The sequence below is a fragment of the Streptomyces sp. NPDC058579 genome (assembly GCF_042718575.1).
In the GTDB taxonomy this organism is placed as follows: domain Bacteria; phylum Actinomycetota; class Actinomycetes; order Streptomycetales; family Streptomycetaceae; genus Streptomyces.
This window is the reverse complement of the sequence record NZ_JBHXPI010000015.1, coordinates 62,287-80,439: the sequence shown is the minus strand read 5'-3', so window position 1 is coordinate 80,439 and position 18,153 is coordinate 62,287. Positions and strand designations below refer to the sequence as shown.

Sequence of the window (18,153 nt, the reverse complement as noted above, 5' to 3'; positions counted from 1 at the left end):
GAAAAAGCTCAAGGATTGCACAGCTGATAAGAATCAGTATGGTCCAAGGTTCACGGCTCCGCATGCGCAGTCGTGACCGGCAACACCTCCAGTACTCCTGCAGGAACTCACCGCCGCCTGCCCTGAAATGACCGAACCCGCAAGGCTTGTCCCGAGGTTTTACCGAGCTGCTCTCTCGCCGTCGGCAACGACACCAGGCTCACAGAGTGGATCACAGCCGTCCAGCGCCTCCGGCCATCCCCACCTGCACGCCTTCGTCAGCGGTCCTTAAACTCGACCGCGCTGCCGTCGGCACCGGCGTCACCCTGCCCCACCGTGCTCAGCTCGACGTCGAGTAACGCGGGGCCTTGGAGGATTTCGGGATGCCACGAGTGCGACAATCTGGTCGTGTCTGAGGAGCTGTCGCGCTGGTATCGGGGCCGCCTGGTCGTGGGGCCGTTCAGGCCGTTCGAGGTCGGTGAGCTTGAACGTCTCTACGGGAGATCGACCTGCCGCTGCCGTCCTCCTACTGCTTGTTCCTGGAGGCAGCGGGCGGGGCGAGCCTCACGTACTCAATCCGATTGTCGGCTTGTGACCCGGAGCCGTTCCAGAGTTTCGACGACCTCTACCAGCTTGGCCGTGACGGAGACGGCGAATACGGCTGGGGCACCCTGCCGGGCGCGTATCGCCGCAGCCGTGATGGATGGCTCCACCCTGTTCCTGGACCTGAACCTGGCCACCCAAGGCCAGCTCCATTCCTTCGTGCATGGCATCTCTCACCCTGACTTCGCGGAGGACACCTGGGCCGATGTCGTCGACAGTAACTCCACTGCCCCTTGGCGGCGGACCCCCGAGGAATGGCTGGACAAGGAACTGCCGGGTTGGCGTGCTGAGCCGTGGACAGTGGCCCGAGGTCCTGGGCTGGGTGATTGATCAAGCCACGTTGGTGTCGCGTTCGATGGCGGCGAGCCAGTTCTTCAGCCGGTAGCTCGGACCGTTGATGGAGACGACGTCGCAGTGGTGCAGGAGCCGGTCGAGGATGGCCGTGGCGAGGACTTCGTCGCCGAACACCTGTCCCCATTCGCTGAAGGTCTTGTTCGTCAGGATGATCGAGCCCTTTTCGTAGCGCTTGGAGATCACCTGGAACACCAAGTTCGCCTCAGCGCGCTCGAGGGGCTGGTAGCCCACTTCATCGACGACTAAGAAATCCGACAGGCTCATCGCCCGGACTCGAACAGCCCGCGGAAGCGTCGAAGCTCCATCCATCGTTGCGAGTCCAAGACCACGGTCAGCCGCCCCCCGCCACCCTTCACAGGCCAGCAGCAGGCTGCCCACGATCAATCCTTGGTTTGTCAGGAAGTGGGCACGTTCATCCGTACGTGACTGGGCACGTTCACGGCCCTGGCAACATTTCCGTGAAGAGGGAGTGTGCGACAGTGCGCCGATGACGCTCCGTCACGCCTTCCGGCATTGTCAGCGAGTAAGACGGCCTCGTACGGTTCGTGTCTCCGCACCTCGATGCGGTGTGGGTGGAGGTCGGCGTGGTTCGCATCTCGGCCCGCACCCGCGAGTTGATGGTCGCCTGTGCGGATTGCGGCCGGAGTTCAGCGCGGGTGCACAGCCGCTATACCCGCACGCTGGCTGATCGCGCTGTCGGTAGCCGGCCGCTACTGATCGGCCTGTCGGTGCGGCAGCTGTTCTGCGACGGCCCGCGCTGCGATCGCCGGACGTTCGCCGAGCAGGTTGACGGACTGACGGTGTGCTACCAGCCCCGCACTCCCTTGCTGCAGCACTTGGTGGAGATGGCCTGGATACTGCTCGCCGGCCGGGGCGGTGCCCGACTATTGCAGATCGTGAACGTGACGCTGTCGCCTACGAGTGTGCTGTTCCACCTGATGCGCATGCCGCTGCCGTCGGCAGCAACTCCACGGGTGCTGGGCGTGGACGACTTCGCGCTGTACGCGGACGTCTACGGCACGCTGCTGGTGGATGCTGACACCCGACTGCCGATCGCGCTGCGGGCGGGACGGGATGCCGAGCAACTCTGCCTGGCTGCGCGTGCATCCCGGGGTTGAGGTTGTTTGCCGGAACGGATCGCTGGTCTACCGGCAGGGCATATCGGACGGTGCCCCGGACACCTTGCAGGTCAGCGACCGGCTCCATCTCTGGCAGGGGCTGCCGAAACGGGTGGTGGAAGTCGCCGCCGCCCACCGCGGCTGCCTGCCGAAGGCACGGCCCGATCCCGAACCGGCACCGCAGCACCCATCCGCTGACACGCTGTCCGACCGGGCGGATACACCCGCCCGTCGCCACGCCCAGCGACGGTTTGAGGCTGTGCACCCTGACCGACACCGGCCGCTCGATCAACGCGGCAGCTCGCGAGCTGGGCCTGGACTGGCGCGCAGTGCGCAAGTACGCCCAGGCCGCCACCTGGGACGGGTGCGTACGGCGGACCCGCCCACACCGCCGACGAGCCTCGATCCGTACCTGGAGTACCTGCGTCTGCGCCGGGAGGAGGGCAAGCACAGCGCGAAGGTGCTGCACCAGGAGCTTGTCACCAAGGGCTACTGCGGCCACTACCAGCGGGTCAAGATGGCCGTCGCGGCCTGCCGATCGACACCCCGCGCGAGCGTCCGCCCTCGCCCCGGGAAGCCGCCCGCTGTGGACGCTGGAAGGCCCACCGCCTGAGGTACTTGCCCACCCCGGGCTCGGTCAGCCGCACCCGGTACAGCTTCGCGATCAGCTCACCCACCAGCCACGGCGTCCACAACTGCCCGCTCAAGCCCACATCGCAGGGCCGGTGGTCGAGGACCGCCTGCCGCACGGCGGCCTGGGCTCCGCCTCCCCGAGTACTCGGTGCACCCCGACCGACTTGCCGCGCGGCCGCATGACCAGCTGCCTCCCGGCCGCCGGCCTGCCACTTCGCCCACCCCCGTGTCGACCGCCTTCAGCGACACCCCGAAGACTGTCGCCACGTCCTCACGGTCCCGCCCCGCCACCAATGCGGCCACCGCCCGCAGCCGCAGTCCCCCACCAGATCGCTCACATCCCACCAACGACCCAAAACCCGAACCGTTTCGCATCAATAGGGCTGAGACAATTGGCCGTAAGTTGATTCTTCGTAGGCTTTGTTGGATCGACATGAAGCTTCCTATTGCCGGTGGTTGTGTGCACGGAATCCAAAGTCCCAGAAAATTCGACAGCCGGTTGCGCGACTGGTTTGATCATGACCGTCCGCGGCCTTCCGGTCCGGGAAAATGTCGAGCGGGGTGCGTTCCGTACGGCCCCGCAAGGAGGTTCCATGTCCATTAACCGAGTCGGAGCCGGTCGATTCATATCGTTCGTCTCGATGGCTGTTGCCGCCCTCGTGGTGCTCGCGGCCACGCCAGCTCAGGCCGCGACGGCCCAGGCCCCGTCGGCCGAGCTGGGCATCCTGGTGTTCCACGGGGACGGCATCCGCCAGTACTCCTTGGACTGCGGCCCCGACGGTGGTTCGCATCCGGATCCGCGTACGGCATGTGGTCAGTTGCGGAAGGTCGACGGCAACCTGACCACGCTCCGCCCCGGGGCCGACCCGTCCTGCAAGGCGCCCGAGACCGACCCGGTGGACGCCGAGATCATGGGCACGTGGAACGGCATGATCACGGTGCTCAACGTGCGTTACCCCAACCCCACTTGCGCACAGGCCTCCGCGGGTACGGTCGTCCCGATTAAGTAACACTGAGCCATTTCCGACCTGCCTGCTCTGGCGGGCCGTTGGGCTTGAGGGTGGGGTCGGGACGTAGAGAAGCTCCTGGTAGATGAGTGGGTGTCGAATCCAAGCCGTCCTGCCAGGAGCTTCCGCGTGCTTGTCTACCCATCCGGTGTCGATCTGTCCACCTCGGCCCTGCGTTTCCTCGCCCGTGAGCTGGCCTCACGCTGCCGCGTAAGGTGCACCGAAGTTTCCGGACAGGGACCCAATAGGGTTGCCCTGAACAGGAAACGAGGAATCAACAGTGAGCCTTTCCATCTTCATTCTGAGCTGGCCGGATGCAGGGTGAGGACAGCCTGGACGAGGCTCGTGATACGGGTGGTCGAGCAGCGGAGCTTGCGGAGGAGTCGCCAGGCCTTGAGGGTGGCGACGGCCTGCTCGACGAGGGCCCGGATCTTTGCGTGAGCCCGGTTGACGGCCTGCTGGCCGGTGGAAAGAGTCTGCCACCGGCCGCGGTAGGGAACACGGACCGTTCCTCCGGCGCCCTGGTATCCCTTGTCGGCCCAGCAGGCGACGCCGGGTTCGGCGAGGACGTTGATGATGTTGTGTTCGCGGGCCGCACGGACGTCGTGGACGGCCCCTGGCAGGGCCGGGGTGCCCACAGTAGCCGCCCTGATGGATCGGCGATGACCTGCACATTCATCCCGTGTTTCTTGTCCTTGCCCGAGTAGAAGGGCCGGTCGGCTGCGACCCGGTCGATCTGCAGCAGCGTCCCGTCCAGCAGGACGAATTCCTTCATCGACGCTGCCCGGTCCGCATCGGCGAGGGTCGGGGCGAGGGAGGCCAGGATGTCGACGGCCTCGGCGATGTAGCGGTGGGCGGTGGTGGTGCTGATGCCGAACCCGGCCGCGAGTTGGGCGTAAGGGTGGCCGTTGCGGAGGTGGGCGAGGGCGAGCAGGGCCTGCCGGCCCGCGCTCAGGCGCCGCCATCGGGTACCGAGAGCCCGGCGGTGTTCGCGCAGACGAGACGCCAGGAAGCGGAGGGCAGAGCCGGAGCGAACGGCCGCATGCGGGGCGACGGTCGGCCGTCCAGGCCGGTACTCGCACGGAGCGGAAGCGCTCCGCACTCAGTCCCCCGCTGACGCTGTACGCCGCGCGGAAGGCACACCCCTGCCTTCTCTGCCGGACGGCCTGCGATCGGCGAAGTCGGAGGCGAGGCAGTGCCGATTGTTACCCAACCATCAAGTAATGCGCATACAGGGATAATGCTGGCCTGAGAATGTCTCCGGCATGCGAAGCGTATTCAGAGCAACTGCCGTACTCGTGGCCACATGCGTGTTCGGCGCACCGTCGGTCACTGCAAGCGCCGATGAGTCCAATCCTGTCGTGGACATGCTGGTCCTCTACTCGCCCCAGGCCGCACAGGACGCCGGGGGGCCCGACGCGGTGCGCGAAATCGCCGACGCGGCTGTGGAGTTCACCAACCTAGCTCTCGTCCAGAGCCAGGCGAAAGTGCGCACACGCATCGTCGCGGTCGCTCCGGCACCCGACTACAACCCCACCGGCGCGGATGAGAGGGACGCAGCCTACGACTATGTGATTGATCCCCCTGCATCCGCTGTCCAGTTGAGGGATGCGCACCGGGCTGACGTGACCGCTGTCATCGCCAGTGATGTCGGCGGGTTCGCGATGGCGCCGTCATCGCGCCCGCTCCCGGTCGAAAGCCCCGGGGCAGGCCCCCGAATGCTGCTCGGCCAGGACCTGACTCGCCGTGAACCAGACGTCCTTGCACATGAGTTCGGGCACCTGCTGGGTCTGGAACATGACGGCTACGCCGACGGTGACCACGACCCGGGTGACGGATATCTGCATGCGCGAGGCTATGTAGCGCCCAGCCTGAAGTGGCGCGACATCATGGCCTACGAGAACAAGTGCACAGACGCGGGAGCAGAATGCCCTGTCATACCCTACTTTTCCAACCCGCGACTGACCTACCAAGGTGAGCCACTCGGGGTCCCGATCGGCCAGCCCGGCCAGGCCGATGCCGTCAGCATGCTCGACGAGTCAGCCCCCGTCGTCGCCAACTACCGATAGTCCTTCAACCACGGACGCTGAACGAGTCTCGAACGCGGGCTGTCCCGGCCATGAACCGCGGCCAGCGCACTTCATGCGCGGTAGGCCCCATGTGCCCGGGTCGCCTTGCCACGACGCTGAGGCGAGACGTCACCCGCGCATCGATCACGGGGCACGGCCTGGCCGCACAGGGTTCCCGATCGGGTGATCGCGCAAGGGTCGGCACATGGCAGCAGGGCCTCCTGGCCACTCGGGGGTGCGAACCAAACCACGCACCCGGAGGCCCTGTTGCCGCGTCCCCCTGCCCCACCACCGCGCCAGAGACCACCTCCGCGACTACCGAAGTGGCTCGGCCAGTACCTCGGCCACCGTTGCACAGCCATCCACCAGCCACTGAAGCACGCGTTCCGCAGCGCCGAGCACGGCCTGCACCTGCGCGGCCTCCTTCCGTAACCGCGCGATCTCCTCCCGGGCTCTCTTCTCCCCGGCCTCCAGCAGACCGAGCGTCGACAGCACCAGCCACCTCCACGAGCGAAACGAGCGGACCAATCACGCCCATCTCTCCCACCACGACCGGGGTTCATGCCCACCCACCCCGACCCGAAATGAACGATCGCATCCGGAAAGGGGATGACGTTTAACCCCAGGCCGGCTACCCCATGACCCCGCCGAAGGACGCCACAACCGGTTCCCACCCGACCTGCAGCACCCCAGCACACAGCACCCCCATAACCTCAACTTCCCCAACAGCGTCATCACGGGAGGGGATCAGGCTCGGCCGCGAGGACCGCATGGGCCAGGGCCACCAGGTCGGGCAGAGAGGGGTGATGGTCCAATGCCCGCCAAACCAGGTGAACCGGGACCGGGGGCGCGTCGGTGAGGGGGCGGTGGACGAGGGAGGGATGCAGGTAGCTCGCGGGCGTTGCCCTGGTAGATACGCCCACGGCCCGACCGGCCGCGACCACCGTCAGCCACTCGTCGTGGTTGGACACTTCGACGGCGGTAGCGGGGCGTGTGTCCTCCGGCCATAGACCGAGTGTGGTGGTGCCGGCGGTCGGGTTGAGGGCGATGGGCCGCTCCGCAAGCGCGGCCAGGGTCAGGGTGTCGCGAGCTGCCAGAGGACTGCCGATGGGCAGTACAGCCACCCGCTCCTCCCACCGGAGCAGTTCAGAGATCAGCCCGGGGGCTTCGAATGGACCACGCAGCAGCGCCGCATCGACCTTGCCCGACAGGAGGCCTGCCGTACGGTCGTCGAAACGGCGCAGCTCCAGTGGGGTGCCCGGTTGCTCTTCGTCCCAGCGGCGCAGCAACGGGACGGTGTGGCCGCCCAGGGCGGCCCAGGAGTATCCGAGCCGCAGGGGCCAGGGTCGCAGGCCCCGGACATCCAGAGCAGCGTCCACCGCGGCGATCGCAGCAACCGCCCTGTCGCGGAAGGCATGTCCTTCGGTGGTGAGCTCCAGATGGCGAGTGGAGCGGTCGACCAAACGGACGCCGAGATGATGCTCCAGGGCGGCCAGGGTGCGGGAGAGCGCTGGCTGGCCGGTACGCAGGCGGGCAGCGGCTCGAGTGATGTTGCCCTCGTCGGCGATGACGATGAAGGCGCGCAGATGACGCAAATCCGCAGGCATGACAGAAAGCATAGATGAGTCATGCTTCATCGGCATAACTCAATGGAAATTAGCATTTCCCCGAGAAGTACCTGCTCCCTAGCGTGGATGTCATGACGACCTCACCGCCCGCTGGAGTCCCTACCGCCATGCCGCCCATCACCAACGGCCTTCCCGCCGGTCCGCGTGGTGGTGGCCGCCTGGCAGGCGTGAGCCTGGTGGTCGCTGCCGCCCTCTCGATGAACTTCGGGTCCGCCGTCGCGACCTTGCTGTTTCCGCGGGCGGGGGCCCTGGGGGTGGTCACGCTCCGGCTCGTGCTCTCTGCCCTGCTGCTGATCGCCATCTGCCGTCCCCGCTTGCGTGGCCATGACCGTTCCGACTGGGCAGTGGTATGCGGTTTCGGTCTCGCGCTGGGGGCGATGAACCTGCTGTTCTACCAAGCGATCGACCGGATCGCGCTGGGCCCCGCCGTCACGCTTGAGGTGCTGGGGCCCCTCGCACTGTCGGTGGTCTCTGCCCGCCGGCCGGCCAGCTACCTGTGGGCCGGTCTAGCGCTCGTCGGCGTATTCCTGCTCGGCGGGGGCGGATTCGGCGCGCTCGACCCGGCCGGGGCAGCCTTTGCCCTGGGAGCCGGAGCCATGTGGGCGGCGTATATCCTGATGAGCTCCCGGGTCGGAGCCAGCTTCCCGAATGCAGACGGGCTGGCTCTGGCGATGGGCGTGGCCGCGCTGATCACCCTGCCGCTGGGTATCGCCAGCGCGGGCGGGAACCTCGTCGACCCCATGACACTGGGGCTGGGGCTGGCAGTTGCCGTACTCGCCTCTGGACTGCCGTACACACTGGAACTCCTGGCGTTGCGCCGGTTGCCCGCCGGGACCTTCGCGGTGTTGATGAGCCTGGCGCCCGCCATCGCGGGACTGGCCGGCTTGCTGGTGCTCGGGCAGACGCTGACAGCAATGCAGTGCGTGGCCATCTCGATGGTCGTTACTGCCAGCCTTGGCGCGGTGCTCAGCACACCCCAACGGGGAATGTGACGCCCCATGGCGCGGCGGGCGGGCCACCTAGCGTGCGTGGCAGCGACACGGCCCTCGCGTGTCTCGGTGGACCACGCCGTGGTGGTGCTCGGCGGGCCCAGGCGCCGAATTCTCCAGCGGTGTCCGCGAAGTGGTGTAGGAATCTGGACCACCCTGCTCCGGTCGCCAACTGCCCGGAAAGTGCCGCTCGGCGCCCCCTGGACGGTGCCCACGCTGTTCGTAGCGATGTGGAAAATTCTTTGCCGAGGCGACAACCTCATCGGATTGAGGACCTGCGGAGTCATGCCTCCGCATCACTACGCTTCGCGGAGCACGACCCAGTTTGGCTCCTGGGAGCTGTTCGCCGAGGATCGAGGCCCGGGAGCTGCGGGTTGTCCAGAGGACTGTGGTCCGGCTCGCTCGAATTGTCAGCAACTTGACGTGGTCTGCGACCTCTTGGGTGTGTCAAGGTGCGGGTCGTCTTTCCGTCCATATCTGCGCCCGGAGGCGGTCCGATCAACTTTGGTTGTGGATTAGAGCCGTTTGGTCGCAGGATCGCCCCTGGGTGGGCTCCTAGCGTGGCGCATATTCTCGATCTTGGCCGGGTGAAGGATTCCCGGTCGCGCATACAGCGGATCGCGGATTACGGAGAGGAGCATGACGATGCCGAAAATCTTCGACTCAAATCACCAGGCCTCGCGTCGAACAGTCCTTACAGGAGCCTTGGTTGTGGTGGGGGCGACAGTAGCCCCTGCGGCGGCCGCAGCACTCGGTGACGCCCCTCAGGGCACGGTCGATGGCACCGCCAAAGCCAGCGTGCGCCACCTCGAACTGGCGGGCACCGGGAAGCACCGGGCCATACAGGCGTCCAGCGTTCCGAGTTTCAGCGTGGTGGGCATCTCCTGGCAGAACCCGGATATTCGTCTCGACGCCAAGGCCGAGGTGCGTTCACACAGCAGTGCGACGGGTACGTGGAGTGCCTGGCTGCCCCTGTCACAGGGCCACGCCAGGGACAGCCGAGCCGCCCGGGGCGGTACCGAACCGCTGTGGACCGGGCCATCGGACGGTATTGAGGTGCGGGTGAAGGCCGGTGACAAGGATCTACCGAAGGGGCTCCGGGTCGCGATGGTCACCCCGGGCAGCGGCGGCACTACGCGGAGCGGCCCGGCGGGCACGCACCGGGCTGTCGGCATCTGGCAGCCTCCCGTCATCACCAACCGTGAAGGTTGGGGCGCAGACGAAAGCCTGGTGCTCGATCCGCCTCAGTACATGAATGACACCAAGGCCGTCTTTGTCCATCACACTGCGGGCATCAACGACTACACGAGTGAGCAGTCCCCTGGGATCGTACGGGGCATCTTCCTGTACCACGTTGAGGAACTCGGATGGAACGACCTGGGCTACAACTTCCTGGTCGACAAGTACGGCACTGTGTTCGAGGGTCGTGCCGGTGGGATCGACAGGTCCGTGCGCGCGGCCCACACCTTCGGCTTCAACACCGACACCAGCAGCATCGCGCTGCTCGGCAACACCGAGGACGCTGCGGTCACGGCTGAGACCAAGCGGGCCATCGCCTCTGTGGCCAGCTGGAAGCTGCGCCTGCACGGCTATGCCCCGGACGAAATGATTCGCCTCCCTGCCGGTGCCAATGGAGGAAACTTCTACGGTGAGACGTGGAAGCTCGGAGACCTGATCGACTTCCACCGGATCCCCGGACACCGCAACGGGTTCAACACGCTTTGCCCCGGCGAAGACCTCTACAACGCACTCCCGGAGATCCGGGACCTGGCCGCCAACAAGTAGTCGGTCAACCTTGGCAGGAATCCGTTGAGTCGTCCTGGATCTTGAGGTTCTGTGGTGGTGTCGGGTTGCTGCGAGGAGCGGTCGCAGATGGCTTATAGACCAGGCCAAACTGTCACAGATACATCGGCGCCGCACTCTGCCACGGCTTGCACCGGGCTTGTACCGGCATTCGTGGTCTTGATCCTGCGGCTTCACCGACACGTTGCGGGTCAGCAACCGGTGCACGGCCAGCCGGGACGGCATCGGCCCGGCTCTGCATTTCATACGCATCAGGCGAACTCGCCACCTGGGATGCTGCTGGCGCAACTGGCAGACAACAGCTGCGACTTCAGGGATCGAGCACAAATTCCCATCATTGAGCGGGCAGCTAGTACTGCAACGGTCTTTGCCGTGACGGTTGCAGTACTAGTCGGCGACGCCCCGGGGTCTTCAGAACCTCGGCCATGGCGTACTGCCGCAGGCATCCGCATACGCCGCGGCCACGCGGTGTGGCGGCGTTCACCGGCGGATCTCTGTTGATCGGCACGGTGGGCCGCCTCGATCCCGTCGAGCCGCGACTGACCGAGCAGCTGGCCCGGGGCCCAGCACGCCTCAGCCCAACGCCTGGTGGCCGAGCTGGACGACGAGGTGCAGATGCTGCCCACGCACGGGTTCGGCAGCTTCTGCTCCTCCTCCCAGACCGAGGGCGACAGCGACCACGATCGGCCAGGAACGCGCTTCCAGTGACGCGCTCACCCTGGACGTGGACACCTTCGTCGCGCAGATGTTGGCCGGCCTGGAAGATGTGCCCGCCTGCTACGCCCACTTGGGCCCGGCCAACGCTGCCGCCTGGGCCGCCCAGGGCCACCCCGTCGACCACAACGAAACCGCCCAGGCCGCCTGGCCCATGGAACGCCAGGTCCGCCTCGCCGCCGGGTCCCTCGTCGTGGCCGGCCTCGTACTCGGCGCCCGCTACCGGCCCGCCCGCTGGCTGTCCGCCGCCGTCGGAAGCGGCCTGGTCTTCTCCGCCGCCACCAGCACCTGCGGCATGGCCGCCATACTGGCCAAACTCCCCTGCAACCAACCTCGCACCACCGACCTCGACGCCACCCTGCAAGCCCTCGGACGGTAGCGAGCTGCCGGGGCGAAGTCTTGTGGCGCCATGATCGACATGATTGGAGAGGTTCTGTGGCTGGTGGCACGTCCTTGAAGCGTCTGCTGGAGGGCCCGGAGATCGTTCTGGCGCCGGGAGCGCCTGACTCGATCAGTGCGCGTCTTGTTCAGGCGGCTGGCTTTCCCGCCGTGTATATGACGGGTTTCGGCGCGACGGCCAGCCGGCTGGGCATGCCGGACATCGGTCTGCTCAGCCAGACGGAGATGACCGAGCACGCACGCAACATGACGCGCGCGGTATCGATCCCGGTGATCGCAGACGCCGACACCGGGTACGGCGGGCCGAGCAACATCGACCGCACCGTGCACGAATACCTCCAAGCCGGGGCGGCGGCGATCCATCTCGAAGACCAGGCCATGCCGAAGCGGTGCGGACAGCTGAGCGGCGTGCGGCTGCTCGACGTGGACAGCAGCGTCAAGCGCCTGCGGTGCGCCCTGCGAGCGCGCGGGTCTGCGGACATGCTGATCATCGGCCGCACGGATGCCCTCCCTGCGGAGGGTATCGAAGAAGCCGTCAGGAGGGCCCGTCTCTACCGGGACGCGGGGGCGGACCTCGTCTTCGTCGACGGCGTCAAGAAGATCCACGAACTGGAGGCGGTGGCCGCCGCGGTCGAAGGACCCAAGGTGGTGTCCATCGTCGACGGCAACGAGACAGCCAGACTGACCGCCGTCGGCCTCCAGGAACTCGGATTCTCCCTCGCCTTCTACGCCGTGACAGCCCTGTTCACCGCTACCCGGGCCACCGCCGACGCCCTGGCGCACCTGCGGGCTGCAGGCACCCCGGCCTGCGGTCCCCCACAGCACACCTACGAGGAGTTCTCCCGAATCGTCGGAGCCGACTTCCACAAAGAGCTCGATGACCGGTTCGGGGGCTGAGGCCGCGATCGTCGGGGCCCTGGCGCCATGGGACCGCTCTGCGCACTCCTCCTCGCCCCTCTGTGAGCGCCTGCTCAGCGGGAGTGACGGCCCCGGTTGCAGACGGGTGGCGGGGTATGCGGAGCCGGTCAGTGGCACAGCCACTGAAGCGGAGTACGTTCTCGCGCCTGCAGGGGCCGAGCGCGGCCAGCTCGCTCGCATACAGGGTCCAACCCTCACGGAACATCCGGCGCAGGTGCGGGTCACGTCGATGGTGGTGGAGCCACGTTTGAGGCGAGGAGGTCGAGGAAATTCGACCGCTCTGTCCTGCAGTTCCGGCGGGCCGTTCCCCGTCGTCGGGGTCACCTCTTCGGTGGCGTGGCGGGCTTGACCTGCGAGGAACCCGATGATGATCCGGGTCTGTTACACATCGATGATATTGCCATGTGACCTTCATGATCTGTGCTGGTCAGGCTGCAGCCATGAAGACTCTCTCGCATTCCAGGTCGTTCCGCCTCGGCGCTTTGGCTGTGCTCCCGGTGCTCTTGGGCGTCGCTGCCTGCGGCGATGACACCTCCTCCGATGATGGCGTGGCCACAGCACAAACCGCACCGGCCGGGGGCGTCGGCAAGGACGATTCCGACGCCGCGGGTTCTCCTGACACGCTCAAGGAGCTGCAGGACGCGTATGTGGCCTGCATGCGCAAGAACGGCATCAAATTCCCCGACGCCAAGCCGGGCGAGGGGCTCCCTCAGGCAGGTGCTGATTCGGGGTACTACGACTCCAGCAGTCAGGACGGCCGCTCCGAACTCGGCCGCAGGGCCGAGAAGGCGTGCAAGCCGCAGGCCGCCAAGGCGGGCGAGGCGTTGGACAAGGCGGCCAAGGACCCGAAGGCGCAAGCGGAGAGCGAGAAGAAGTTCCGGGAGTACGCCAACTGTCTGCGAGGAAAGGGGGTCGAGGTCAACGACCCCAAGGATGGCGGCTCGCTCTTCGATGACCCGGCCAAGGCGTTGGAGGACCCCAAGTTCAAGGCCGCCGACCCGGTCTGCCGCCAGAAGGCCTACGGCACTGGGGCGCAGGGGTGAGCGCGCCCACTCGCAGCGCTGCGCGCAAGCTGGTGTGGGGTACCGCGTCCGTGGCGCTGACGCTGGCCGTCGGGGGCGGCGCCTACGCCGCGTTCGGTACCGGCGGCCGCGCGAAGCCCGCCCCCAGCAGTACCCCGGCGGTCACCGCGAGAGTGACCAAGACCGATCTTGTCACCACCACGTCGTTCTCCGGCATTCTCACCTACGGCTCGCAGCGCGACCTCAAGGCTGGTGGCACGGGCACCATCACCGCGCATCCGCCGCAGGCTGGTGACACGGTCCGCCGTAATCAGTCCCTGTACGAGGTGGATCGGGTACCGGTAGTCCTCTTCTACGGCAAGGTGCCGATGTACCGGGAGCTGAAGAAGGGCGTGGACGGCATCGACGTCGTCCAGCTCACCGAAAACCTACGGGCGCTGGGCTACGACGGCGTCTCCCGGGCGGGGAAGTTCGATGCGGGGACGGAGGCCGCCGTCAAGCGCTGGCAGAAGCGTCTGGGCGTTGCCCAGAGCGGAGTGGTCAAGCCGGAGCAGTTGGTGTTCCGGCCCGGATCGGTGCACGTGACGGCCGCCAAGGTCCAGTCCGGTGACAAGATCGAGGCCAACGCCCCTGTACTCACCCTGGGTTCGGACAGGCGCATCGTCACCGCGCAGGTCAAGGACGATATGCGTGCCAAGCTGAAGCAGGGCTCCGCGGTGAAGGTGTCCGTCCCCGGCATCGGGGAGAAGCCAGGCAAGGTCACTAAGATCACGCTGGCCGCTGCCGCAGGTGACGACGAGGTTCCGTCCGGCGCGACGCCCCCGGAAGATTCCAAGGCCACTGTTGAGATCGACCTGGACGGCACGGTCGGGACATCGACGCAGGACCAGCTGCCGGTGACGGTGACGTTCGCCGATCAGGTGACCAGGGACGCACTCACCGTGCCGGTCGAGGCATTGGTCGCGCTGCGCGAGGGCGGCTACGGGGTCCAGGTCGTCACCGGCTCGGGGAAGAAGACGGTGCAGGTCACACCAGGGACGTATGCGGACGGCAGGGTCGCGCTCACAGGCTCCACCCTGACCGAGGGCACCGTGGTGGAGGTGCCCGCGAATGACCAGTGAGCCCGTCATCAGCCTGTCCGGCGTGGTGAAGTCCTACGGCGATCTCACCGTCCTGCATGGTGTGGACCTCCAGGTGCAGCGCCGTGAGCTGGCGGCCATCGTCGGTCCCTCGGGGTCGGGCAAGTCCACTCTGCTCAACCTGATCGGGACCCTGGACCGCGCCAGCCGCGGCGCGATCCGGGTGGCCGGACAGGACGTGGGAGCGCTCAACGACCAGCAGCTGTCCGCTCTGCGCGCGCGACACCTGGGCTTCGTCTTCCAGCACTACCACCTCGCGCCGGGGCACAGCGCCCTCGACAACGTCGCCGACGGCATGCTCTACGCCGGGCTGCCGCTGCGTGAGCGCCGAAAGCGGGCCGCGACCGCGCTGGATCGTGTCGGGCTCGGTCATCGTGCCGGCCACCGGCCGTATGAACTGTCCGGTGGCGAGAAGCAGCGGGTGGCAGTGGCGAGGGCGGTGGTGGGCGAGCCCGACTTGATCCTGGCCGACGAACCCACCGGCGCGCTGGACACCAAGTCCGGAGAGGCCGTGATGGGCATCCTGCGGGATCTGAATGCCGACGGAGCCACCATCGTAATCATTACGCACGATCAGGAGATCGCAGCCTCGCTCCCCCGCCAGGTACGGCTCCGCGACGGTGAAGTCATCGACGACCAGGGGGCGGTGATCACGCGGTGAGCGGTGTTTCGCTGCGTCCCGCCCGGCTCAGCCCTCGCGATGTCCTGCGGGTCGGAGCGGTCGGACTGCGCACCCGTCCGATGCGCGTCTTCCTGTCCGCGCTGGGTATCGCGCTGGGCATCGCCACCATGGTCGCCGTGGTGGGTATATCCACCTCCAGCAAGGCCGACCTGATGGCCAAACTCGACCACCTCGGTACCGACATGCTCACCATTGAAGCGGGCGCGGCTCTGAACGGCGAGGGCGGGACGCCCAAGCTGCCGAAGGAAGCGGTCGCGATGGTGTCCCGAATCGGCCCGGTCCATCAGGTCAGCGCGCTCGCGCTGCTCAAGGACACCACGGTCCGCCGCAGCCCACTCGTCCCGGCCGAGCGCAACGGCGGGATCAATGTGATGGCGGCGGACACGGCGCTCCTGAGCGCGGTCAGTGGCAGCATGGCACACGGCCGCTGGTTCACCTCCGCCACCGCCGCCTACCCCACCGTCGTCCTGGGTGGCGTGGCCGCGGCGCGGCTGGGCGCGCAGCCGGGAGAGCTGGTCTGGATCGGTGAGGACCGCTTCACGGTCATCGGGGTGATGGAGCCCGTCGCGCTCGCCGTGGATCTTGACACGGCGGCCCTCGTGGGTTGGCAGGCAGCGGAGAGGCGCCTTGAATTCGACGGGCACCCGACGAGGCTCTATGAACGCTCCAGTGACCAAGCGGTCGCCTCGGTCCGTGCCGTCCTCACCCGCACGGTCAATCCACAGGCCCCGGAGACTGTCCAGGTCAGCCGCCCCTCCGACGCCCTCACCGCGAAGGCGGCCGCGTCCGGTTCCCTGACCAGTCTCATGCTGGGCCTGGGCGCGGTGGCGCTGCTCGTCGGCGGGGTCGGGGTCGCCAACACCATGGTCATCTCAGTGCTGGAACGCCGCCAGGAAATCGGCCTGCGCCGCTCCATCGGTGCGACCCGGGGCCAGATCTGCATCCAGTTCCTGACCGAGGCGCTCCTGCTCTCCGGCCTGGGCGGTGTAGTGGGCGGTCTGCTCGGCGTCCTTGGCACCTTCGGCTTCGCGACCGCCCAGGGCTGGCAGGTGGTTGTGCCGCCCTGGGCACTGGGGGGCGGGCTTGGTTCGACCGTTGTCATCGGTATGGCCGCGGGCCTCTACCCGGCGGTCCGCGCCTCACAGCTGTCTCCCACCGAGGCGCTCGGCTCAGGCTGACGGGCCCGCCACTGCGGGGAAGTCGGCGCAGCGATACGGCCCGCTGCGCCGACTGCTGCCGGTGAGGATGACCTCGACCTGGTCAAGGCGGCCACGGCGGGCGGCCTCCGCGCTCCATACGGTGCACACGATCTGGCCGACCGCCGTCCTGCCCAGCCGCGAGACGTCGTGGGGCAGTGCGACGGTGACGGTGCCTGGAGCCGGCGTTGTCACCGTCACGGCGAAGTCCTTGTCCTCCGGTATCGCTGGCAGCTTGCTTGCGAGGTTCTCCAGGGTGAGTACCTCGCTGGGGCCGCGCAGCAGCTGCTTGACGAGGCTTTCGGTGATCAGGGGCGTCGCTGGCTGCTTTCCCTGCGGCGCGACCCCGCGCAGCTTCCCGTCGGGGGTGACCCAGTACACGCTCGGTGCCACGGTGACGGCCGGCGCCGTGCCTTCAATGCGGTCAGGTCCGGCTGGGCCGATGCCGCATCCGGCCAGCAGACCCGTCGCCGGCAGCAGAAGCAGAGCGCGAAGACTCCTCATGTCAACTCCCCTTGCCCGTCCGGCAAGATGACGGTGAACACCGCGCCGCCCTGCGGCTGGTTGGCGGCGGTCAGTGTGCCGCCGTGCAGCTGGGCGTTCTCTCTGGCGATGGCCAGGCCCAGGCCGCTGCCTTCCGACCGGGCACGGGAGGCATCAGCCTTGTAGAAGCGGTCGAAGAGCAGGGGCAGCGCGTCCTTGGGGATCCCCGGCCCGCTGTCGGAGACCTTTACGATGATCTGTCCGTCCACGTCGGCCAAGGTCACGTGCACCGGTTCGCCGCCATGCCGCAGGGCATTGCCGACGAGGTTGGCCACGATCACGTCGAAGCGGCGCGCGTCGAGCCGGGCCCGTATGTCCTCCTCTGGGAGCACAGCCCGCACCCGGTCCTGCCAGCCCCGTGCGCGCAGGGTGGCCTGGAGCTGGCGGGAGACGGCCAGCTCCTGCCGTAGGAGCACGGCGGCCCCGGCGTCGAACCGGGAGATTTCCAGGAGGTCCTCAACCAGGCGTACCAGCCGCCGTGTCTCGGACCCCACCAGGGCGGCCGCCGTCGCCGCATCCCCCCGCATGGATCGGGCTTCCTCGTCCAAGACATCGGTGACCGCCGTCATCACAGCCAGCGGTGTGCGCAGCTCGTGCGAGACGTCGGCGGCGAAGCGCCGGGCCCTGGCCTCCATGGTGCGCAACTCCTCGACAGTGGACTCCAGGGCCCGCGCTGACCGGTTGAACCTGGTGGCCAGGTCGGCGAGTTCGTCCCTGCCGACGACGTTCACCCTGGTGTCGAGCCGGCCGTCGGCGAGCTCACCGGCGGCCCGCCCCAGCTCCTGTACCGGTCGCAGGACCCGGCGTGCGGACAGCAGCGCGAGCAGCGTCGCGACCAGCGCCGCCGGTAGCGCCCCGTTGCGGGCCGCGTCCAGAACGGCCGCGGTGTCCGCCTGTTCGGCCTCAAGCGAGGCTGTCATATAGACCTCCACCGGCACCGAGTCCTGCCCCGGGCTCGCCTGTCCTACGGTGAGCGGGGCGCCCACCACCAGCCACGGAACACCGTCCCTGACCACGCGCTGTGAGGCGTGGTCCCGCTCGTCCCGGACCCGCTGCCGCAGCCCGTCGGGGATGGGCACCACGGATCCGCTGATGGTGCTGGACGCTGACACGGCGCCCTGAAGGAGTTGTACGTGCGCCCTCCGGGTGTGCGGCGTGAGCCGGTCGAGGAAGCGGGTCAGCACGGCCCGGTCGGCGGGCCAAGCCAGGGCGGGGGCGAGGGTAGCCAGCTGCTCGCGGAAATCGGTGATGAGGGCGGTCTGTGACCGGTCCAGGATCGAATCGCGCGCCTCCCGGTAGGTGAGGCCTGCGGTGGCGGCGGTGCTGAAGGCAGCCAGTAGCACGAAGGCCGTCAACA

At 67.6% G+C, this 18,153-nt stretch carries 18 protein-coding genes and 3 pseudogenes; 14 read left to right on the top strand and 7 right to left on the bottom strand.

Going from position 1 to position 18,153, the window contains the following annotated elements; translation table 11 throughout:
* Positions 1-618: 618 nt before the first annotated feature.
* Positions 619-912 carry a hypothetical protein gene (locus ACFWRO_RS19235; RefSeq protein ID WP_384511680.1) on the top strand — a complete coding sequence of 98 codons (294 nt, stop codon included), beginning with the start codon at positions 619-621 and terminating at the stop codon, positions 910-912.
* On the opposite strand, the pseudogene ACFWRO_RS19230 reads toward ACFWRO_RS19235, so the two are convergent.
* A pseudogene (locus ACFWRO_RS19230) lies at positions 913-1,182 on the bottom strand (ATP-binding protein); the annotation flags it as partial.
* A 299-nt stretch (positions 1,183-1,481) separates the two neighbouring features.
* Here ACFWRO_RS19230 and ACFWRO_RS19225 point away from each other — a divergent pair.
* Both ACFWRO_RS19225 and ACFWRO_RS19220 read left to right on the top strand, forming a co-directional pair.
* Positions 1,482-2,054: a transposase family protein gene (locus tag ACFWRO_RS19225; RefSeq protein ID WP_384511678.1), complete on the top strand. Its 573-nt coding sequence runs from the start codon at positions 1,482-1,484 to the stop codon at positions 2,052-2,054.
* Between the two features lie 364 nt (positions 2,055-2,418).
* Positions 2,419-2,667, top strand: coding sequence for a hypothetical protein (locus tag ACFWRO_RS19220; RefSeq protein ID WP_384511843.1), 249 nt, complete (start codon positions 2,419-2,421; stop codon positions 2,665-2,667).
* On the opposite strand, the gene ACFWRO_RS19215 is transcribed toward ACFWRO_RS19220, so the two are convergent.
* Entirely contained in the window at positions 2,567-2,803 is a 237-nt protein-coding gene (locus ACFWRO_RS19215; RefSeq protein ID WP_384511676.1) for a winged helix-turn-helix domain-containing protein, read from the bottom strand. The genes ACFWRO_RS19220 and ACFWRO_RS19215 overlap by 101 nt on opposite strands.
* Before the next feature lie 525 nt (positions 2,804-3,328).
* On the opposite strand from ACFWRO_RS19215, the gene ACFWRO_RS19210 reads away from it, so the two are divergent.
* Complete coding sequence (locus ACFWRO_RS19210) at positions 3,329-3,697, top strand: SSI family serine proteinase inhibitor (protein WP_384511674.1); 369 nt, start codon at positions 3,329-3,331, stop codon at positions 3,695-3,697.
* Between the two features lie 293 nt (positions 3,698-3,990).
* On the opposite strand, the pseudogene ACFWRO_RS19205 reads toward ACFWRO_RS19210, so the two are convergent.
* Positions 3,991-4,703, bottom strand: a pseudogene (locus tag ACFWRO_RS19205) (IS5 family transposase).
* Between the two features lie 358 nt (positions 4,704-5,061).
* Between ACFWRO_RS19205 and ACFWRO_RS19200 the strand changes: the two are divergent.
* Positions 5,062-5,763 (top strand): zinc-dependent metalloprotease family protein, encoded by a 702-nt coding sequence (locus ACFWRO_RS19200; RefSeq protein WP_384511829.1) that lies wholly within the window; start codon positions 5,062-5,064, stop codon positions 5,761-5,763.
* 315 nt (positions 5,764-6,078) lie between these two features.
* Here the strand turns inward: ACFWRO_RS19200 and ACFWRO_RS19195 are convergent, their stop codons facing one another.
* Positions 6,079-6,258, bottom strand: a complete 180-nt coding sequence (locus tag ACFWRO_RS19195) for a hypothetical protein (RefSeq protein WP_384511672.1) — start codon at positions 6,256-6,258, stop codon at positions 6,079-6,081.
* A gap of 239 nt (positions 6,259-6,497) precedes the next feature.
* Complete coding sequence (locus ACFWRO_RS19190) at positions 6,498-7,370, bottom strand: LysR family transcriptional regulator (RefSeq protein ID WP_384511670.1); 873 nt, start codon at positions 7,368-7,370, stop codon at positions 6,498-6,500.
* Positions 7,371-7,498: 128 nt separating this feature from the next.
* Between ACFWRO_RS19190 and ACFWRO_RS19185 the strand changes: the two genes are divergently transcribed.
* The 9 genes and pseudogenes from ACFWRO_RS19185 to ACFWRO_RS19145 all read left to right on the top strand — a co-directional run bounded on the left by ACFWRO_RS19185 (position 7,499) and on the right by ACFWRO_RS19145 (position 16,235).
* Positions 7,499-8,383 carry a DMT family transporter gene (locus ACFWRO_RS19185; protein ID WP_384511668.1) on the top strand — a complete coding sequence of 295 codons (885 nt, stop codon included), beginning with the start codon at positions 7,499-7,501 and terminating at the stop codon, positions 8,381-8,383.
* A gap of 636 nt (positions 8,384-9,019) precedes the next feature.
* Positions 9,020-10,165: an N-acetylmuramoyl-L-alanine amidase gene (locus ACFWRO_RS19180; protein WP_384511667.1), complete on the top strand. Its 1,146-nt coding sequence runs from the start codon at positions 9,020-9,022 to the stop codon at positions 10,163-10,165.
* Positions 10,166-10,647: 482 nt separating this feature from the next.
* Positions 10,648-11,093 (top strand): annotated as a pseudogene (locus tag ACFWRO_RS19175) (MBL fold metallo-hydrolase); the annotation flags it as partial.
* Complete coding sequence (locus ACFWRO_RS19170) at positions 11,091-11,276, top strand: YgaP-like transmembrane domain (protein WP_384511827.1); 186 nt, start codon at positions 11,091-11,093, stop codon at positions 11,274-11,276. The pseudogene ACFWRO_RS19175 and the gene ACFWRO_RS19170, both read left to right, overlap by 3 nt.
* Before the next feature lie 74 nt (positions 11,277-11,350).
* Positions 11,351-12,193, top strand: coding sequence for an oxaloacetate decarboxylase (locus ACFWRO_RS19165; protein WP_384511665.1), 843 nt, complete (start codon positions 11,351-11,353; stop codon positions 12,191-12,193).
* Between the two features lie 425 nt (positions 12,194-12,618).
* Positions 12,619-13,257 carry a hypothetical protein gene (locus tag ACFWRO_RS19160; RefSeq protein WP_384511663.1) on the top strand — a complete coding sequence of 213 codons (639 nt, stop codon included), beginning with the start codon at positions 12,619-12,621 and terminating at the stop codon, positions 13,255-13,257.
* Between the two features lie 50 nt (positions 13,258-13,307).
* Positions 13,308-14,357: a peptidoglycan-binding protein gene (locus tag ACFWRO_RS19155; protein ID WP_384511661.1), complete on the top strand. Its 1,050-nt coding sequence runs from the start codon at positions 13,308-13,310 to the stop codon at positions 14,355-14,357.
* Complete coding sequence (locus tag ACFWRO_RS19150) at positions 14,347-15,036, top strand: ABC transporter ATP-binding protein (RefSeq protein ID WP_384511659.1); 690 nt, start codon at positions 14,347-14,349, stop codon at positions 15,034-15,036. Before ACFWRO_RS19155 ends, ACFWRO_RS19150 begins: the two co-directional genes overlap by 11 nt.
* Positions 15,033-16,235, top strand: a complete 1,203-nt coding sequence (locus tag ACFWRO_RS19145) for an ABC transporter permease (RefSeq protein WP_384511657.1) — start codon at positions 15,033-15,035, stop codon at positions 16,233-16,235. The genes ACFWRO_RS19150 and ACFWRO_RS19145 overlap by 4 nt, the downstream gene beginning before the upstream one ends.
* On the opposite strand, the gene ACFWRO_RS19140 is transcribed toward ACFWRO_RS19145, so the two are convergent.
* Both ACFWRO_RS19140 and ACFWRO_RS19135 read right to left on the bottom strand, forming a co-directional pair.
* The gene (locus tag ACFWRO_RS19140) at positions 16,227-16,757 is read right to left on the bottom strand and encodes a hypothetical protein (protein WP_384511655.1); all 531 of its coding nucleotides are present in this window, start codon (positions 16,755-16,757) and stop codon (positions 16,227-16,229) included. The two genes, ACFWRO_RS19145 and ACFWRO_RS19140, sit on opposite strands and share 9 nt — an antisense overlap.
* Positions 16,754-18,151, bottom strand: a complete 1,398-nt coding sequence (locus ACFWRO_RS19135) for an ATP-binding protein (RefSeq protein ID WP_384511653.1) — start codon at positions 18,149-18,151, stop codon at positions 16,754-16,756. Before ACFWRO_RS19135 ends, ACFWRO_RS19140 begins: the two co-directional genes overlap by 4 nt.
* Between the last annotated feature and the right edge of the window lie 2 nt (positions 18,152-18,153).